12 protein-coding genes and 1 pseudogene are annotated in these 16,746 nt (G+C 69.4%); 5 read left to right on the top strand and 8 right to left on the bottom strand.

The genetic code is table 11. From position 1 onward, the window contains the following. Nucleotides 1-153 precede the first annotated feature (153 nt). Nucleotides 154-1,152 (top strand): MBL fold metallo-hydrolase, encoded by a 999-nt coding sequence (locus HCA44_RS16420; RefSeq protein WP_169650305.1) that lies wholly within the window; start codon nucleotides 154-156, stop codon nucleotides 1,150-1,152. A gap of 3 nt (nucleotides 1,153-1,155) precedes the next feature. Here the strand turns inward: HCA44_RS16420 and nhaA are convergent, their stop codons facing one another. Then, nucleotides 1,156-3,018 (bottom strand): Na+/H+ antiporter NhaA, encoded by a 1,863-nt coding sequence (gene nhaA, locus HCA44_RS16415; protein WP_169650304.1) that lies wholly within the window; start codon nucleotides 3,016-3,018, stop codon nucleotides 1,156-1,158. Nucleotides 3,019-3,230: 212 nt separating this feature from the next. Here nhaA and HCA44_RS16410 point away from each other — a divergent pair, with 212 nt between their 5' ends. The 3 genes from HCA44_RS16410 to HCA44_RS16400 all read left to right on the top strand — a co-directional run bounded on the left by HCA44_RS16410 (nucleotide 3,231) and on the right by HCA44_RS16400 (nucleotide 9,019). Further along, nucleotides 3,231-4,721, top strand: coding sequence for a dicarboxylate/amino acid:cation symporter (locus HCA44_RS16410; RefSeq protein WP_169650302.1), 1,491 nt, complete (start codon nucleotides 3,231-3,233; stop codon nucleotides 4,719-4,721). Nucleotides 4,722-4,763: 42 nt separating this feature from the next. Then, nucleotides 4,764-5,729, top strand: a complete 966-nt coding sequence (locus HCA44_RS16405) for a RelA/SpoT protein (RefSeq protein ID WP_346764760.1) — start codon at nucleotides 4,764-4,766, stop codon at nucleotides 5,727-5,729. A gap of 74 nt (nucleotides 5,730-5,803) precedes the next feature. Beyond that, entirely contained in the window at nucleotides 5,804-9,019 is a 3,216-nt protein-coding gene (locus tag HCA44_RS16400; RefSeq protein WP_346764768.1) for an arabinosyltransferase domain-containing protein, read from the top strand. A gap of 18 nt (nucleotides 9,020-9,037) precedes the next feature. Here HCA44_RS16400 and HCA44_RS16395 read toward each other — a convergent pair whose 3' ends face one another. The 7 genes from HCA44_RS16395 to HCA44_RS16365 form a co-directional block, all read right to left on the bottom strand. Continuing rightward, the gene (locus HCA44_RS16395) at nucleotides 9,038-10,399 is read right to left on the bottom strand and encodes an acetamidase/formamidase family protein (RefSeq protein WP_169650299.1); all 1,362 of its coding nucleotides are present in this window, start codon (nucleotides 10,397-10,399) and stop codon (nucleotides 9,038-9,040) included. Between the two features lie 69 nt (nucleotides 10,400-10,468). Next, nucleotides 10,469-10,960 (bottom strand): flavin reductase family protein, encoded by a 492-nt coding sequence (locus HCA44_RS16390; RefSeq protein ID WP_169650298.1) that lies wholly within the window; start codon nucleotides 10,958-10,960, stop codon nucleotides 10,469-10,471. Nucleotides 10,961-11,089: 129 nt separating this feature from the next. Beyond that, nucleotides 11,090-12,742 carry a thiamine pyrophosphate-binding protein gene (locus HCA44_RS16385; protein ID WP_169650297.1) on the bottom strand — a complete coding sequence of 551 codons (1,653 nt, stop codon included), beginning with the start codon at nucleotides 12,740-12,742 and terminating at the stop codon, nucleotides 11,090-11,092. Next, nucleotides 12,739-13,515 (bottom strand): cyclase family protein, encoded by a 777-nt coding sequence (locus HCA44_RS16380; protein WP_169650480.1) that lies wholly within the window; start codon nucleotides 13,513-13,515, stop codon nucleotides 12,739-12,741. The genes HCA44_RS16385 and HCA44_RS16380 overlap by 4 nt, the downstream gene beginning before the upstream one ends. A 188-nt stretch (nucleotides 13,516-13,703) precedes the next feature. Then, complete coding sequence (locus HCA44_RS16375) at nucleotides 13,704-14,159, bottom strand: hypothetical protein (RefSeq protein ID WP_169650295.1); 456 nt, start codon at nucleotides 14,157-14,159, stop codon at nucleotides 13,704-13,706. Between the two features lie 61 nt (nucleotides 14,160-14,220). Then, complete coding sequence (locus tag HCA44_RS16370; protein WP_169650293.1) at nucleotides 14,221-14,994, bottom strand: ESX secretion-associated protein EspG; 774 nt, start codon at nucleotides 14,992-14,994, stop codon at nucleotides 14,221-14,223. Continuing rightward, complete coding sequence (locus tag HCA44_RS16365) at nucleotides 14,991-16,229, bottom strand: hypothetical protein (protein ID WP_169650291.1); 1,239 nt, start codon at nucleotides 16,227-16,229, stop codon at nucleotides 14,991-14,993. The genes HCA44_RS16370 and HCA44_RS16365 overlap by 4 nt, the downstream gene beginning before the upstream one ends. Before the next feature lie 297 nt (nucleotides 16,230-16,526). Between HCA44_RS16365 and HCA44_RS16360 the strand changes: the two are divergent. Beyond that, nucleotides 16,527-16,746, top strand: a pseudogene (locus tag HCA44_RS16360) (HNH endonuclease); the annotation flags it as partial.

The following is a 16,746-nucleotide window of genomic DNA, read 5'->3' as shown; positions in this document are numbered from 1 at the left end:
TCGTGCCCCGCCGGCTCTCGAACTGGCGGTGAATCAGGGTTCCGGTGCGCCGCGCTCCCGTCGATCGGGACCCGGTGCCACACGTTCTCCCCCACTGTGATGAATATGGAGGGACTACTCGTATTCGATCGACGATTGACTGAGGTAGCACCGATGCCCATTGCAGCCCCCATCGGCGACGGGATCTTCCAGATTCCGGTGCCCATCACCGACAACCCCCTCGGTCACACCTTGGTCTACGCGATGGAGTCGCCGGGTGGCCTCGTGCTGGTCGACGCCGGCTGGGACGACGAGAACGGCTGGAACGGCCTGCAGCAGGGTCTCGCCGACATCGGTCACTCGGTGCAGGACGTCGAAGGCGTCGTCCTCACCCACTTCCACCCCGACCACGTCGGGCTGTGCGGCCGCGTGCGTGAGGCGTCGGGTGCGTGGATCGCGATGCACGAAGCCGACTACGCGATGTTCGACGGCATGGTCACGCCGCGCGACTCGGCGTGGATGAGCGGGCAGCGCGAGAACGTCCTGCGCGCCGGAGCGTCTCAGGAAGAGGCCGCCCCGTTCGGCGTGGCAGCGGGCGACCCGCCCACCACCGCCGCGTCGACTCCCGATCGCACGCTCGCCGACGACGAGGTCGTTCCGCTCGCGGGCCGCGGTCTGCGCGTCGTGTACACGCCGGGTCACACGCCCGGACACGTGTGCTTCTACCTCGAGGACGCCGACGTCATGTTCACCGGCGACCACGTGTTGCAGAAGACGACCCCGCACGTCGGCAATTTCGTCTACCCCTTGGAGGAACGCGACGCGCTCGCCGAGTTCATGGATTCGCTCCGGCGTGTGCAGTCGATGGACGTCACCCGGGGCCTCGGTGCACACGGCATTCCGCTCGACAATGTGGCCGGCCGGGCGGGTGAACTGCTCGACCACCACGAGGAAAGGCTGTCCCTGCTGGTCGACGCGTTCGGCGACGAACAGCTCACCCTGTGGCAGGCCGCGTCGCGCATGAAGTGGTACAAGCCGTGGGATGCGATCGCGCCGTTGGGCAAGTCGATGGCACTGTCCGAGGCCGCCGCGCACGTGCGGCATCTCGTGGCGCGCGACGAGATCGCACAGGTGCCGGGCACCGAGCCGGTGCGATTCGCGCGCACACGCTGAGCGTCACGGTGCGTGCCGGACGGCCTCGAGTGCTTGCACGAGCGACGCGGCGTCGAACGGGCCGGTGTGCTTTCGCAGCACGCCGTCGCTGCGCCCCACGTAGAACGTCGGGGTGACGACCACCTCGCTGCTGCTCGCGTCGACGGCGTCGTCGTCGACGCGGCGAGCCGCGTCGCCGTGCCGCAGGTCGTGTTCGAAGGCCTGCATGTCGAGTCCCAGTTCGTCGGCGTACCGGTAGATCTCGTCCTCGCCGAGCGCGTCACTGTGCCGGAACAGCACGTCGTGCATCTGCCAGAAGCTGTCCTGTACGGACGCGGCCTCGCTCGCCTGCGCCGCGAATCGGGCGAGCGGATGTTCCTCGTCCTTGGGCAGGTGCCGGAACACATACCGCAGCGAGTCGCCGAAGTGGGCGCGCACCTCCCACATGCTTCCGGTCGCCTTGCTGCAGAACGGGCACTCGAAGTCGCCGTACTCGACGATCGTGAGCGGCGCCGACACGTCTCCCCGAATGTGGTCGCGGTCCGGATCGACCGGTCTCAGCAGCCGCGCGCCCGGTTCCTCGCGTGGCGGGTTGCGCCAGTCGACGATCCGGAAGATCGCCCACCCGAGTGCAGTCGCGAGTATCGCTGCGACGAGCACGCCGATGCGGGCCTCGTTCGCGAGATCGGGCGACGGGACGGCGAGATCGACGATGAACAACGAGATCGTGAAGCCGATGCCGGCCAGCGCACCGCCGCCTGCGATGTGGGACAGCGGCAGGCCCGGCGGAAGTGCTCCCGGCCGCATTCGGGCGACGACGGCGGTGGACACGGTGATCCCGACGAACTTGCCGACGACGAGTCCGAGCACGATGCCCCACGCGAGTCGCGACGTGAGGGCCGCGGCGAGACTGTCGCCGGTGACGACGATGCCCGCATTCGCGAGCGCGAAGATCGGGACGACGAGGAAGGACGTGTAGGGCGCGAAGAACCGCCGCAGCCGTTCGTTGACCGACACCGCCTGCAGCAGCGCCAGCTGCGCACTGCGCGCGTAGTCGGGATTCGGCGACTGCCGGAACGCACGCGCAACCTGACCTGCGCGCTCGACCTCCGAACGCCGCGGCGGGTACACCGGCAGGATCAGCGCGATCAGGACGCCCGCGAGCGTCGGGTGCACTCCCGACTCGTAGAAGGCGACCCACGTGGCCGCCGCGACGAGGAAGTAGACGACACCGCGCCACACCTCGAGCCGGCGTAGCTGCCAGATGACGGCCAGCCCGACGAATCCGAGCAGCAGCGGCACGACCTCCAGGCTCTCCGTGTAGAAGAACGCGATGATCGCGAGTGCACCGATGTCGTCGGCGACGGCGAGCGCGAGCAGGAAGATCCTCAGTCGGGCCGAACGCTTCGGCCCGACGAGCGCGAGGGCGCCCAGCACGAACGCCGTGTCCGTCGAGACGACGACACCCCACGCGTGTGCCTCGGGGCCACTCGGGTTGAGCGCGAGGAACAGCACGGCGGGCAGCGCGAGGCCTGCAACGGCCCCGACGACCGGTGCGAGCGCGCGGGAGCGTTCGGTGAGCTCGCCGATCGACACCTCGCGTTTGACCTCGAGGCCGACGACGAAGAAGAACAGCGTCATGAGCGCGTCGTTGACCCAGTGCTTCAACTCGAGATCGATCGAGTAGGACCCGATCTCGATCGCGACCGGCGTGTGCCAGAAGGTCGTGTACGAATCGCCGATGTTGGCCCACACCAGCGCGACCACCGTTGCTGTGAGCAGAAACGCCGCCGACAGCGTGGCGTCGTCGGTGCCGTCGCGAATGCCCGCCAGCCGTAGCTGGACCCGCCCCAACCGGGTCTGCCCGCCACCACCAGCCGCCGCCATCGCACTCCCCTCGCGCCGTCGCCAGCGTAACGCCGCTCACGCGGCGTGGAGCACCGCTTGGCCGGGGAGTACATTCGACCCGTGCTGTTTCTGACCTCTCGACGATTCGTCGACCTGCGCCTGCAGGCGAGCGCGATCTGTTCGCGCTCCGCATAGCGCTTCCAGCACCCCTCTCGCGCACGATCGTGCGCGCTCTTCCGAAAGGCACAACCATGCCCGGCACCTCTGTGCCCGAGGCGGGCGAGAACACCTCGCGCCGCCTCCCGAAATGGGTCACCTCGTTCGGCCCCCAGATCGTCACCGGCCTGATCGTCGGCGTCCTCGTCGGCATGCTCGCGCGCTCGATGGCGCCCGCCGCCGACGGCAACGAGAACTGGCTGATCGGCACGCTCGACACGCTCGGGTCGAGCTACGTCAAGCTGCTCACCGTCGCGGTGGTTCCCCTCGTGTTCACGGCGGTCGTCAGCTCGATCGCGAACCTGCGTTACGTCGCGAACGCGGCTCGGCTCGCGGTCCGGACGCTGCTGTGGTTCGCGCTCACCGCGTTCGTCGCCGTGGTGATCGGGATCGTCGTCGGCCTGCTCGTGCAGCCCGGCAACCACACCGATGTCACCGCCGCCGCGGAGAAGGCGCCGGCGACGAGCGGGTCGTGGTGGGCCTTCCTCACCGGGCTCGTCCCCACCAACTTCCTCGGGCTCGGCGCCAAGACCACGTCGACGGTCGCGGGTGACGGCGCAGACCTCGCGGTGACGTCGACGACATCGCTCAGCTTCAACATCCTGCAGCTGCTCGTCGTGTCCGCCGCGATCGGCATCGCGGCCCTGAAGGTCGGCGACAAGGCCGAGCCGTTCCTGAAGCTCAACGCATCACTGCTCGCGATCGTGCAGAAGGTGCTGTGGTGGATCATCCGCCTCGCGCCGATCGGCACCGCGGCCCTGATCGGCAATGCCGTCGCGAGCTACGGGTGGGACGCGATCGGGTCGCTCGGCTGGTTCACCGCGGCCGTGTACATCGGTCTCGCCCTCGTGTTCTTCGTCGTGTATCCGGTCCTGATCCGGGCGCACGGGCTGTCGGTCCGGAAGTTCTACTCGGGTGTGTGGCCGGCGACCCAGCTGGGCTTCGTGTCGCGGTCGTCGATCGGCACCCTGCCGCTGACGCAGCGTGTCACCGAACGCAACCTCGGTGTGCCCCGCGAGTACGCCTCGTTCGCGGTCCCGCTGGGCGCGACGACCAAGATGGACGGCTGCGCAGCGATCTACCCGGCAATCGCGGCCATCTTCGTCGCCGAGTTCTACGACCTGCCGCTGTCGATCACCGACTACCTGCTGATCGTGGTCGTGTCGGTCGTCGGATCGGCCGCGACCGCCGGGACGACCGGTGCCACGGTGATGCTCACGCTGACGCTCTCGACTCTGGGGCTGCCGCTCGCGGGCGTGGGGCTGTTGCTCGCCGTCGAGCCGATCGTCGACATGGGGCGCACCGCCGTCAACGTCACCGGCCAGGCGCTCGTACCGACGATCGTCGCCAAGCGGGAAGGCATTCTCGACCGGAACCGATTCGACGCGCCCCGACACGGCGACCCGTTCAGTCAGGACGACAGCGGGATCAGCGAGGACGACACCGCGATCCCGGCGCAGCACGGGCCCGCGGAAGGAAGCGACACGGCACCCGATCGACGCGAGTCCGCCCCGGCCACCGCGTAACGTCACCGCTGATCCGACCCGCACCCTCAGGAGGAACCCGCGGTGGCCGCCCCCAGCCTCGACCGTCTGGTCGGCTCGCTCTACCGCGAGCGCAGCCGATACTGGAATGTCGCTCTGGTCGCGGCCACCGCGTTCCTCGAGTCGATCGCCGACGTGGTGCTCGAGGACGACGACCGTGACCGGCTCGATGCGGGCACGTCGCGCATCAAGAAGCGCAGTCGCGCCGTCGAGAAGATTCGGCGCAAAGTCGCCGAGGGGGTGTTCGACAGGCCCGAAACCGTCGAGGACGTCGAGGCGAGCCTGCACGACATCGTCGGCATCAAAGTGCTCTGCAAGAGCCCGCGTGATCTCACCGCCTTCACGCTCGCGCTCGAGTCCACGTGCAATGCCCCCGACTCGGCCATCGGGTTCGCGATCCCACCCGTCAACTACGTCGACCACCCCAAGGAAAGCGGCTACCGCGCGTACCACGCGATCCTCCTGGTGCCCGTCGCGACGAACCACGGCACCCGCCCGATCAAGGTGGAGGTACAGGTCAAGACCCGGTTGCAGGACGCGTGGGGCGAACTCACCCACGAGGACATGTACCGGCCGGGCGGCGTGCTCAAACCCGATCCGACGCACGAAGACTATGCGCGTCGCATGGCGGACCTGCTCGCGACGGTCGACGACATGGCCGACACGCTCGCCGTGGAGCTCGACTCCAAGACGTTCGATTCCCGGACACCGGGCTCGGCCGCGACGGCAACGGACGCACGCGACGAACACACCACGCAGGTCGTGCGCGTCACCCGCACGGGGCCGAAGTACGCGCTCGCGGTCAGCGCCGACGGTCGGCGCGGCATCGTCCCGGCGCAGTCGGTGCGCGCGCTGCTCGGCACATCGGACCGCATCCGCGTCAGCGACCACATCGACGTGGGCGACGACCTCACGGTCGCTGTGGACGAGACCGCAGAGGCCCTGTATTTCCGCCCGGTGGCGCTCGTCGACCGCCCGGCCAGTAGCTGACCTGGGGTTTCTTCGTCCCGCTCGGGTGTTCGATAGCATCGGTCGCCGTGACCGACAGCCTTCTCGACGACCCGATCAAGCCGGCAGCTCCCCCGATCGGTGTCTCGACGAGTCCCGTACGGCGGATTCGGCTGGTCGCGATCGTGTCCTCACTCGTCGGCATCCTGTGCGCTCTCGCCCTCCCCTTCCTGCCCGTCGACCAGCAGCAATCGAGCCTGAGCTGGCCACAGAACGGCAGCCTCACCAGCGTCGACGCACCGCTGGTGTCCTACGCACCGCTCGAACTCGACGTCGCCGTTCCGTGCAGCGCAGTCGAGCAGCTGGCGCAGCAGGGCGGCGGCGTGCTCGTCTCCACGTCGCCCGCCACTGCACCCGATGCGGCGAAGTACGGCATGGTCGCCCAGGTGACGCCCGCGTCCGAAGCCGGTCCGGGACGTGTCGACATCACGCAGCGCGACCGGACCCTCCTCTCGGCGCCTCTCGACGGCGGCGACTGCTCCGTCGCCGTGACGTCGACGATGTCGTCGACCACCGCATCGGTCGGCGACCGGACCGTCACGCACGACGGCGACATCCGGCCGCAGATGGTGGGTGTCTACACCCAACTCGAGGGCGCAGCACCGGACGGCATGTCCGTCACCGCGCAACTGGACTCGCGCTTCTCGTCGAGCCCGTCGGCGGTGAAGGTGGTCGCGATGGTCGCCGCGGTCCTCGCGACCGCGATCGCGCTCGTGTCCCTGCACCGCATCGACAACCTCGACGGCCGGCGTTCCCGTCGCTTCCTGCCCGCCCGCTGGTGGCGGTTCGACGCACTCGACGGCGTCGTCCTCGGCACACTCGTGCTGTGGCACTTCATCGGTGCCACGACGTCCGACGACGGCTACCAGTTCACGATGGCGCGCGCGTCCGAGGCCTCCGGCTACATGGCGAACTACTTCCGGTGGTTCGGCGTGCCGGAAGCCCCCTTCGGATCGCCCTACTACGACGTCCTCGCGATCATGGCGTCCGTCACCACGGCGAGCCCGTGGGTGCGCCTGCCCGCTCTGCTCGCGGGCATCGTCGCGTGGCTCGTCATCAGCCGCGAGGTCGCGCCGCGGCTCGGCGCCGCGGTCCGTGGCAACAAGGTCGCCCTGTGGACCGGCGGGCTCGTGTTCCTCGCGTTCTGGCTGCCCTACAACAACGGCCTGCGCCCCGAGCCGATCGTCGCGGTGGGGGCGCTGCTGACCTGGTGCTCGGTCGAGCGGGCGATCGCGACCAGGCGCCTGCTCCCGGCTGCGGTCGCGATCCTCGTCGGCGCGCTCACGGTGAGCGTCGGGCCGTCCGGCCTGATCTGCTTCGGCGCACTCGTCGCCGGTGCGCGGCCGATCATGCAGATCGTGATCCGCCGAGCGCGCACCGTCGGCTATCTCGCGGTCCTCGGCCCGCTGCTCGCGACGGGCCTCGTGATCCTCGTCGCGGTGTTCGCCGACCAGGGGCTCGCGGCCGTGCTCGAGATGCAGCGCGTGCATGCGATCGGCCCCGACATGCCGTGGTTCGAGGAGTACCAGCGCTACCAGTGGCTGTTCAACAACACCGGCGCCGACGGCGGTCTCGCCCGCAGGTTCGGCGTGTTCGTGATGATCCTGTCGCTCGTCGTGACGCTGCTGGTGATGCTGCGCAAGGGCGGCCGCATCCCCGGCACGTCGACCGGGCCGTCACGGCGCATCGTGGGCATCACGCTTGCCGCGATGCTCCTGATGATGTTCACGCCGACCAAGTGGACGCACCACTTCGGCATCTACGCGGGCCTGGCAGGCTCCCTCGCCGTCCTCACGTCGATCGCGGTGGGCACCGTGGCACTGCGCTCGCGTCGCAACCGCGCGCTGTTCGCCGCCGCGGTGCTGTTCGTGCTCGCACTGTGCTTCACCGGCCCGAACTCGTGGTGGTACGTGTCGTCGTACAGCATCCCGTGGTGGAACACGCCGGTCTCCGTCGCCGGCATCGGGGCGAGCACCGTACTGCTGGGTCTCGCGGTCGTGATGCTCGGGGTCGCCGCCTGGTACTACTTCCGCGAGCCCTTCGAATCGCGCAACCCCGCCCCGGCCGATCGACGTCCGAACAAGGCGTGGTCGATCCCCCCGCTGACCGTCGCTGCCGCGTTCATGGTCGTGTTCATGGTCCTGTCGTTCGCGAAGGGCGCGGTGTCGCAGTACCCGGCGTTCTCGCTCACCACGTCGAACGTGGGGGCCGTCGGCGGCAACACGTGCGGACTCGCCGACAGCGTCCTCGTCGAGACCGACCCGAACGCGTCGATGCTCGAGCCGCTGTCGGGCAACCGGGCAGCCGCGCTCGCCGCAACAGCCACCGGCTTCACCCCCAACGGCGTCGCAGGCGACCTCAGCGCCGACGAGAAGGCCACGTCCGAGGGGATGGCGAACTCGGTCGACAGCGACCAGGAACAGACCGGCAACACCGCGGGCACGGGCGGCGGCTCCGGTGCCGTCGGCGTCAACGGCAGCACCGTCGCGCTGCCGTTCGGCCTCGACCCCGCGACGACGCCGGTACTCGGCAGCTTCGGATCGGACGCACCGTCGTCGCTCACGTCCGAGTGGTACGCCCTCCCCCGTGACGGCGGCGACCTGATCTCGATCGGTGCGGCCGGCCGCATTCACTCGATCAGCGGCGACGGGGTCGTCACCGACGGCGGAACAGTCGTGGTCGAATACGGCAAGCGCCAAGGCGGGCAGGTCACGCCGCTGGGCACGGCTGCGCCCGTCGACATCGGGCCCGCGCCGTCCTGGCGAAACCTGCGGATCCCCCTCGATCAGATCTCGCCGGACGCCGACACGATCCGCGTCGTCGCGCAGGACGACGACCCGGACCCCGATCGCTGGCTCGCGGTGACCCCGCCGCGCGTGCCGCAGACCGAGACGCTCAACCAACTCGTCGGCTCGGACACGCCCACGATGATCGACTGGCTCGTCGGGCTGCAGTTCCCGTGCCAGCGGCCGTTCGATCACACTGCCGGTGTCGCCGAGATCCCCGAGTACCGGATCCTCCCCGACCGGCCCGCCGCGGTGATCACGAGCCTGTGGCAGGACCACCACGGCGGTGGACCGCTCGGCTGGATCCAGATGAGCGCGGCGACCCGGACCATCCCGACCTACATGAAGAACGACTGGGATCGTGACTGGGGCAGCCTCGAGCAGTACACCCGGCTCGACCAGAACGCCGAGCGCGCCGACGTCGACACCACCGACGTGCAGCGGTCCGGGACGTGGTCGCCCGGCCCGATCAACACGTCGTACTGATCGCGGCCGGTCACACCGCTAGACGAAGTGGGACTTGACGATCTGCCCGTGCACGCCGACCGTCCGGTCGACGACCTGGGAGATCGTGAAGTCGGCTGCTGCCGACAGGTAGGCGTACGCGGTCGCACGGTCCATGCCGCGGTCGTGCTCGAGGAAGTCGAGCGCGTTCACGACGGCCCGGCGCATCGCGACGTCGAGGTCGCTGCCCTGGCCGTCGGCGGACCCGTCCGGGTCGGACAGCCCGATCGGGATCCACGCGTCCTCCGTCTCGCCGAACGGGTACGTGTAGGCGACCGACGGCGCATCGCCCGAGCCCGGCTTGCAGACCGTCAGCCGGAACGTGCCGCGCAGTGAGCCCTCCATCGCCGTCAGCGCGACTTCGCCGTCGCCCATCGCCATGTGCGGGTCGCCGACGTAGAAGAGGGCGCCGTCGGCGAACACCGGAAGATAGAAGGTCGAGCCGGCACCGAGATGCCGGATGTCGATGTTGCCGCCGCCCAGAGTCGGCGGGATCGAGTTGGCGCCGGGCGACACCGGGTCGGTGTCCGTCGAGAACGCGACGCCCATCATGCCCATGAACGGACGCAACGGGAACCGCACGGCGCCGTCACCGAACCGCATGACACCCTGCCCGTCCTCGATCGCAGTGAAGGTCGAGACGTTCCCGTACGCGGCCGGATCCGCGCTCGTCCGTCGGTCCGTCGCGACCGGCGGCATCACCTCGTCGAGCGAGATGCCCGCGGGTGAGGCCCCGTCGGCCGTTCGCGCGAGAGCTCCCTTCCCGTGCCGACTCGACACCACCCCGTACGGGACCCGCGGCGTCGCCTCGAGTGTGTCGATCCTGAGGACGTCGCCGGGCGCGGCGCCCTCGACGAAGATCGGCCCGGTGACCACGTGCGGGCCGTCCTTGTCGAAATCGCGTGGCGTACGGTCGTATTCGGCGGCCACTGTTTTCGCATCGTCGAGGACGTCCGATTCGGCGACCCCTTTGCCGCCGAAGTACGCGACCGGATCACGGCCCTGATCCTCGAGGATGCCTTCGTGGGAGAGCGCGTCGATCGTGACCGTCGCCCCCGACGCGACGCGCAGCACAGGTTCGCTGTGCACCGTCGGCACGTAGCCCCACAGCACCTTGTCCGGTTCGGACGCGAGGTAGTGCTCGCCCGCGATGTCGCCCCGGCCGGGTTGCAGGACCGGGACCGGCCCCGCGAACGGCTCCGTCGGTGGCGGTGCCTCGCCGGTGGATGCTGCCGATGCGCAGGCCGCGGCGCCCGCGACGCCGACTCCGGCACCGACTGCCGCAACCGCGCGCATGAAGTCGCGACGGCCGAGGCCCCGCTGGAGGGTGACGGCGGCCGACTGGGCAAACAAATGCTGCATGGTCTCTCCTGGGCTCGGGAACGCCCGGAAAGTACCGATCACAGATTTCGCGCCTGTTGCGCGCGTGTGTCAGCCGGCGGCGCGATGCAACTTACGGAAACTGCTGCGGTGGAACACCACGGGGTCGACGTCTTCACGTACCTGCAGATCGGTGATGCGCAGCAGCACCATCATGTGGTCGCCGGCGGGTACCTCCTGCTCGACCTGGGTGTCGAGCCACACGCTCGCGCCGTCGACGAACAATGCCCCCGACACGGACGTGGTCGTGGTCAGCCCCGCGAACCGGTCGCCCGTCTTCGATGCGAGGGAGCGCGCCGCACCGTCGTGGCTCTCGCCGAGCACGCTGATGCCGATCGCGGCGGCTTCCGTCAGCCGGGGCCACGTGGTGGACGTGTTCTGGATGCACACCGCGACCAGCGGCGGCTCGAGCGAGACCGACACGAAAGAACTCGCCGCCATCGCGACCCGCGTGCCGTCGACGTCGGCGCCGATGGCGACCACGCCGCTCGGGAAATGCCCGAATGCATCGCGCAGCGTCGCGGGGTCGAGTTCTGCCGTCATGTCGCTATCACTCCAGTCGTTGCTGCCGTCGGGCCTCCACACGATTGTCCTCCATCATGCGAGTGAGGGCGATGGTTCCCCTCAGCGTGATCCCACTGAGCGGGCTGTCCTGGATGCGTCGGTGCCAGGTCAGTGCCCGGCGAACGCTTCGGCGAGCCACCAGGCGCCGCCGTCGTCGGTGATCTTCGCGTCGATCACCAACGGGCGGGCGGCGCCGATCGCGCGGTACCCGTCGATCCACTGCTGCACCGCGTCCAGGTCGGCCGTGGTGCGCACCGTGACGCCGGTGGCGCCGAAGCCGGACGCGATCGCGGCGATGTCGGTGTCCGGGAACGTCACCGTGCCCATGTCGGCGTCGCCGAAGTGGTGCACCTCGGCGCCGTACGCGGCGTCGTTGTAGACGACAGCCACGAGCGGTATCCCTGCCCGGACCGCGGTCTCGAGTTCGGCGATCGACATGAGGAATCCGCCGTCGCCCGCACCCAGCACGGGCAGCCGGTCCGGACGGGCGGTCGCCGCGCCGATCGCCGTGTACAGCCCGAGACCGATCGACTGGAACGCCTGCGTGAAGCAGAAGCCGTTCTCGTCCGGTACCGACAGGTGAGTCGACGGATACCCCATGAAGTTGCCGGAGTCGATCGACACGATGCGCTCGGCAGGCAGCATGGCGTCGAGCGCCAGGGTGAGCACGCGGGGGTCGATGCGCTCCGCGGTCGACGCATCGGCCACCGGAACGTCCTGCCACCGTGCGGAGTCCGCGATCCTGCGCGCCACCTCGGCGGTGCGGTACCGCGCGCCCGGCGACACCCGGGTGAGGACATCGCGCGCCGTCTGCCCACAGTCGCCCACGACGGCCACGTCGACGGGACGATGTGCGCCGAGCGCCGCGACGTCGTCGTCGACCTGCGCGACGACGGCCTCCGGCCCGACGAGCCGACCGTGCCGCATCGTCCACATGTTGAGGGCACAACCCCACCCGACGATCAGGTCGGCGTCGGCGACGAGCGCGGCCGTCGTCGGCGAGGAGAAGCCGCCCGAGATGCCGAGCGAGAACTCGTCCCCCACGAACAAGCCGTTCGCGACCGCCGAGGTCGCCACGAGGGCTCCCGCCGCGGCGGCGAGCTCCGCGATCTCGGGACCGGCCGCCCGTGCACCGCGGCCCGCCACGAACACCGGCCGCGACGCACGACCGATCGCGTCGGCGAGCCGGTCCACCGACGCGCGGTCCGGCCGTACACGCAGCTGCTCGATCGCCGCCGCGACCGGACGTACGACGCTCGCGGGCGCTGCCGCGACGTCGATCGCCACATTGAGCACGACGGTGCGCCGCTCGGCCACGGCGGTGCGGTAGGCGCGCGTCACGTCGTCGACGACTGTCGCAGCGGAGTAGACCCGGGTGCTGACGGCGCCGACCGCCGCGACCATCGCGTCCTGGTCGATGCGGAAGTTCGAGCGCAGCGCCGCGGCGGGACTGTCCGCCGTGAGCACCAGCATCGGGGTGCGGCTCTTCGCGGCTTCGGTGATGCCGGTCATCGCATTCGTGAGGCCGCAGCCCTGGTGCAGCGACACCACCCCCACGCGCGACGACATCCGCGAGTACGCGTCGGCCATCGTGGCGGCGCCACCTTCGTGCCGTGCCGCGGTGAACGGCACGCCGCCGCGGCGCAATGCGTTGGTCGTCACGAAATTTCCGCTGCCGACGACACCGAAGGCGTGGCCGACGCCGAGATCTGCGAGCACGTGGCCGACGACGTCGCCGACCGTCGGACCGTAGACGGTCACGCGGCGGCGCCCTCGACCAGCGCGAGGACCCGCGACGGACTGCCGGTGCCGCCGACGATCGGAAGCGGCGCCACGACGATCACCGCGCCGGTCGCGGGCAGCCGACCGAGATTGCGCAGCGATGTGAGCCCGTACTTGTCGTTGCCGAGAAAATGGTGGTGGACCGGGAACGCGGGGTCGAAGCCGCCGGCGAGTCCGGCGTCGACGCCGACGGTTTCGACGCCGAGGCCCGTGATCTCACGCTCGGTTGCGAGCCATTCGGCGCAGTCGACGGCGACGCCCGGGGTGTGCGAGCCGCTCTCGTCGGCGTTGAGGAACTCCGCCTCGGACCCGCCGCGCACCTCCCACCCGGTGCGCAACAGCAGCCATGTGCCCACGGCGAGGCGGCCGTGTTCCGCTTCCCACGCCTCGACGTCGGCGACCGTGAGCAGATAGTCGGGATCGGCGGCCACCTGCCGCGCCACGTCGATCACCGACGCGGTGCCCACCAACCGGCGGACCGCGATCTGCGAGACGTCGTCGCCGTCGCGGCCGGTGATCCAATGGACCGGTGCGTCGAGGTGTGTGCCGACGTGCTCGCCGGTGTGGATGTTGTTGTGCCGCCAGAACGGTCCGGGCTCGTTGTACGCGCTGACTTCTTCGAGGCTGAAGTCGACGAGATTCGCGAACGGGGCAGGCAATCGCAGCGCGGGTGTCGCACTGCTCAACGGGGTCGTGAGGTCGACGACCTCGAGTTGCCCGGACGCGATTGCGTCGACGAAACTCGCCAGCAGGGTGGGGTCGGATGTGGTCACGTCGGCGCCTCGCTCCTCGGTCGGTGTGTCCTGGTGATGCTAGAGACGCATTCTGGCGCTCCGCGAGGTGGCCGTCTCCGCGAGGGCGTCACGCGCACCCGCCCCGTGTCGTGCGGCTGCACTTGCAACGCTCGACGACAGCCGGTGCGGGCGGCGAACAGGGGCTCTCACAGCGCACCTCCACTCTCGTCGAGGCCGTCCGCGGTGACTCGCTCCTGCTCTTCGTACGCGCGCAACACGCGTTCGAGCGTGGCCTGCATGTCCCTCGCGAAGCACTCGTGCTCACGGAGCATGCCGACTGCCGAACTCGCGTAGGCGATCCGCCCTCCGCCGGTTGCCTTGTCCGCGAACTTGTTCACCAACTGCTGTGCCGAACCCAGCTCGTGCTCGCCGATACCCAACGCCTCGACCCTCAGCTCGCGCTGCGCCCTGTCCGCCATCGCCCCCATCGCCGTCGCGTGGTCGTGACACAGCCCGATGCACCGTCTGAGCCCGTCCGGATCGACTTCGAGACGTCCCGCGCCGACGGCATGGTCGAGGATCGGCTTCCATGCGCTGCCGACGGACGAGGTGGCAGACTCACCGGCGTTGCCGGGCGTAGGCCGAATGTGGTCGATACTCATCGCTCCTCGCCTCGCAACCCGTTGTCTACCAATGTGATTCTGTCTACCACTGTAATTCTGTCTACCACTGTGATTCTGTCCACCACTGCGCTTCCGTCCTCTCGCGACGCTCGGCAAGGCCCTGTTCGACGAGCGCCGTGACGGTGTCCACCATGAGCTGCGGACTCGCGGGGACCGCGGCCGCCGGGTCACGCGGGCCGATCATGTACCGCCCGTCCGCCGCCGCGTCGAACCAGCGGACGAGTCCGATCTCGTTGCTGCGGTAGCGCGGAGCAGTGAACACCTTGATCTGCCCTCGACCCGCGCATGCGACCGTCATCACGTCCTCGAAACGCGGAGTCGGGGCCCTGTCCCAACCACAGTCGAGAACACTGCGCGATGCGAAGTGGTTCTCGTCCTCGTCGCGTCGTGCGAAAGTGATTCGACCCGCGTCATTCTCGGGAATCACACCGACGAGCAGCGGCGCGAGGCCCGCCGCGATGCCCGCGCCGAGTACGACATCGCCACCGGCATCGGCGGTGAGGCCGGCCTGCTGGACGGCGACCGAACACCAACGATGCAGTTGCGCACCGACGACGCGGATCGGCGAACCGTCGACATCCACCCCCGAGATCTCCACGAAGACCTCAGGATCGGCGAGAATCCTGACGGCAGCGCGAACGTCGTCGCGATCCGACCCGGCGAACGCCGACCGGATCCGATTCTGCCGGTGTTCGTGCTCGTCGCGGGTGCTCGCCGAACTGACGAGAGTGAACGGATACGGCTGCGTGTCCTGCCCAGCACCCTCCCACAGCGCCGCGAACTGTTCGCCACGCATCAGCCAGTTGCGCATCATGCGCCGATCACACGGGGCGAGGCCGCCGCACTCTTCCCGATCAGCGCGTTGCCGTTGCCGAGAGTCACGAGGTATCCGGGCAATTCGTGCTCCTTGTCGTCCTCGCCGCGCGCTCTGGCACCGACTCCACCCATCATTGCGCCCATCCCGCCACCCCGGGATGCGGCGGCGCCGGCCCGGGCACCCGCCACGCCCGCTGCACCTCCGGCAGGACCCGCAGCGCCCGGCACCGTACCGAGGACCGCGCCACTGGCGAGATCACGACCACCGAGGCCTGCCGAACTCGTCCCCACACCTCCCGCGAGGCCGCCTGCACCGAGGCCGGCCGAACCGGTGCCCACAGCTCCCCCGTGACTGCCGGCGCCGAGAGCACCGCCCCCGACCCGAGCACTGTCACCCGACGCTGCCGCCACGGGTGCCGACGGTGAACCCGTGGGCGACGTTGATGCGGCGTTCGTCGACGCCGGTGCCGCGTGGGTGGACACGACGCTCTGGTCGGTCGTGGGCCCGGCTACGACGAACTCTTCCTCGGTGCTTGCTTTCTCGACAGGGCCGCCGGCACCGGATCCGGTGCCGGCGCCTGGAGCCAGGCTGCCTACCGAAGGCGCCGGCACATCCGGGTTCGCCGCGCCCGTCGTCATTGTGGGCATTCCGGCCGCGTCCACCGCACCGCCGTCGGAAGATTCCTGCGGATTGCCGCCCGTACCCGATCGTGCGACAAACCGTTCGAGCGGTTCGAACACCGGCACCGCGCCGTCCGTACCCGTGACTCCCCACGAGTACACCGTGTTCATCACACGCAGCGCCTCGTCCAGGCGGCGGCTCCGCTCGTCGTCGTGGTTCGTGTCCCACCACGAAAGCGCGTCGGGCAAGTCGACATCCTCGGGAATCGCACCGCTCCCGAGCCTTGCGACAGCATCACCGATCGGCCCGAGAGCTTCTGCGACGCCGCGCATCTGGGATTCGACGCTCTCGGCGGAGGTACCGTACGCGGCGGCAGTCCGGACGGCCCGACCAGCCGCATCGCCGAGCCAGCACGCGTCGATCTCGCGCTGGATCCGGTCCGCGAACTCGATGATCCTGGCGCAGGCGTCGGCGCCGAGTGCCGTCCACGCGTTCTGCACTTCGACGACGGTGGCAGGTGCCATGGACTGCGCGAGAGCCCGCAGCGCCTCCAGGCTCCATTCATGCTTCTGGAAGTACTCCACATCGGAGACATAGATCGGTTCGGTCACAATTCCCCCCTCGAGAAAGCCACCCCGCGACGTCGACGACGACGCGCCGTCACCCTATCCGGTGGATGCCGCCGACCGGCGGTCCGACGACCGGTTATCCACAGGCTTGCGACGCTGTGCACACCGCTGCAATCGGGCACGATGTGACGGTGTGTGCGTTGGACGCACACGATGTGACATTGTGGGCTCGGGGTGGGGGTTGTGCTGGGCGGCAGCGTGGTTGGTGTGGGTGTGGTTTCTGAAGATTGTTACGCGGAACCGTTGACGTCGAAACTGTGTTCGAACTAAGGTTCGTTCATGGGGCTGGGGGAATCAGTAGTAGACGCATCTGGCGGTGAGCCGTGGCAGTCGGCTGACGGCGAGTTGCTCGCGGAGGCGGTCGAGTTGTCGCGGGTGATTGCGGGGTTGCAGGCGCGGCGGGTCGTGGTGATGGGGGAGGTCGAGGTGCGCCGGGTGGCGGTCGAGGCCGGGTATCGCGACGGTGCGGCCTGGTTGGCAGCGCACACCCTGTTGGAGA

The sequence above is a fragment of the Rhodococcus sp. HNM0569 genome (assembly GCF_012726205.1).
Classification (GTDB): domain Bacteria; phylum Actinomycetota; class Actinomycetes; order Mycobacteriales; family Mycobacteriaceae; genus Rhodococcus_F.
Note: the sequence above shows the minus strand (reverse complement) of the source record. Positions and strands in the feature narration are given on the sequence as shown.

Excerpts from the sequence above, each read along its gene's own strand:
- HCA44_RS16410 (WP_169650302.1), top strand. The coding sequence starts at position 3,231 with ATGCCCGGCACCTCTGTGCCCGAGGCGGGCGAGAACACCTCGCGCCGC.
- HCA44_RS16395 (WP_169650299.1), bottom strand. The coding sequence starts at position 10,399 with ATGCAGCATTTGTTTGCCCAGTCGGCCGCCGTCACCCTCCAGCGGGGC.
- HCA44_RS16370 (WP_169650293.1), bottom strand. The coding sequence starts at position 14,994 with ATGATGCGCAACTGGCTGATGCGTGGCGAACAGTTCGCGGCGCTGTGG.
- HCA44_RS16375 (WP_169650295.1), bottom strand. The coding sequence starts at position 14,159 with ATGAGTATCGACCACATTCGGCCTACGCCCGGCAACGCCGGTGAGTCT.
- HCA44_RS16420 (WP_169650305.1), top strand. The coding sequence starts at position 154 with ATGCCCATTGCAGCCCCCATCGGCGACGGGATCTTCCAGATTCCGGTG.
- nhaA (WP_169650304.1), bottom strand. The coding sequence starts at position 3,018 with ATGGCGGCGGCTGGTGGTGGCGGGCAGACCCGGTTGGGGCGGGTCCAG.
- HCA44_RS16390 (WP_169650298.1), bottom strand. The coding sequence starts at position 10,960 with ATGACGGCAGAACTCGACCCCGCGACGCTGCGCGATGCATTCGGGCAT.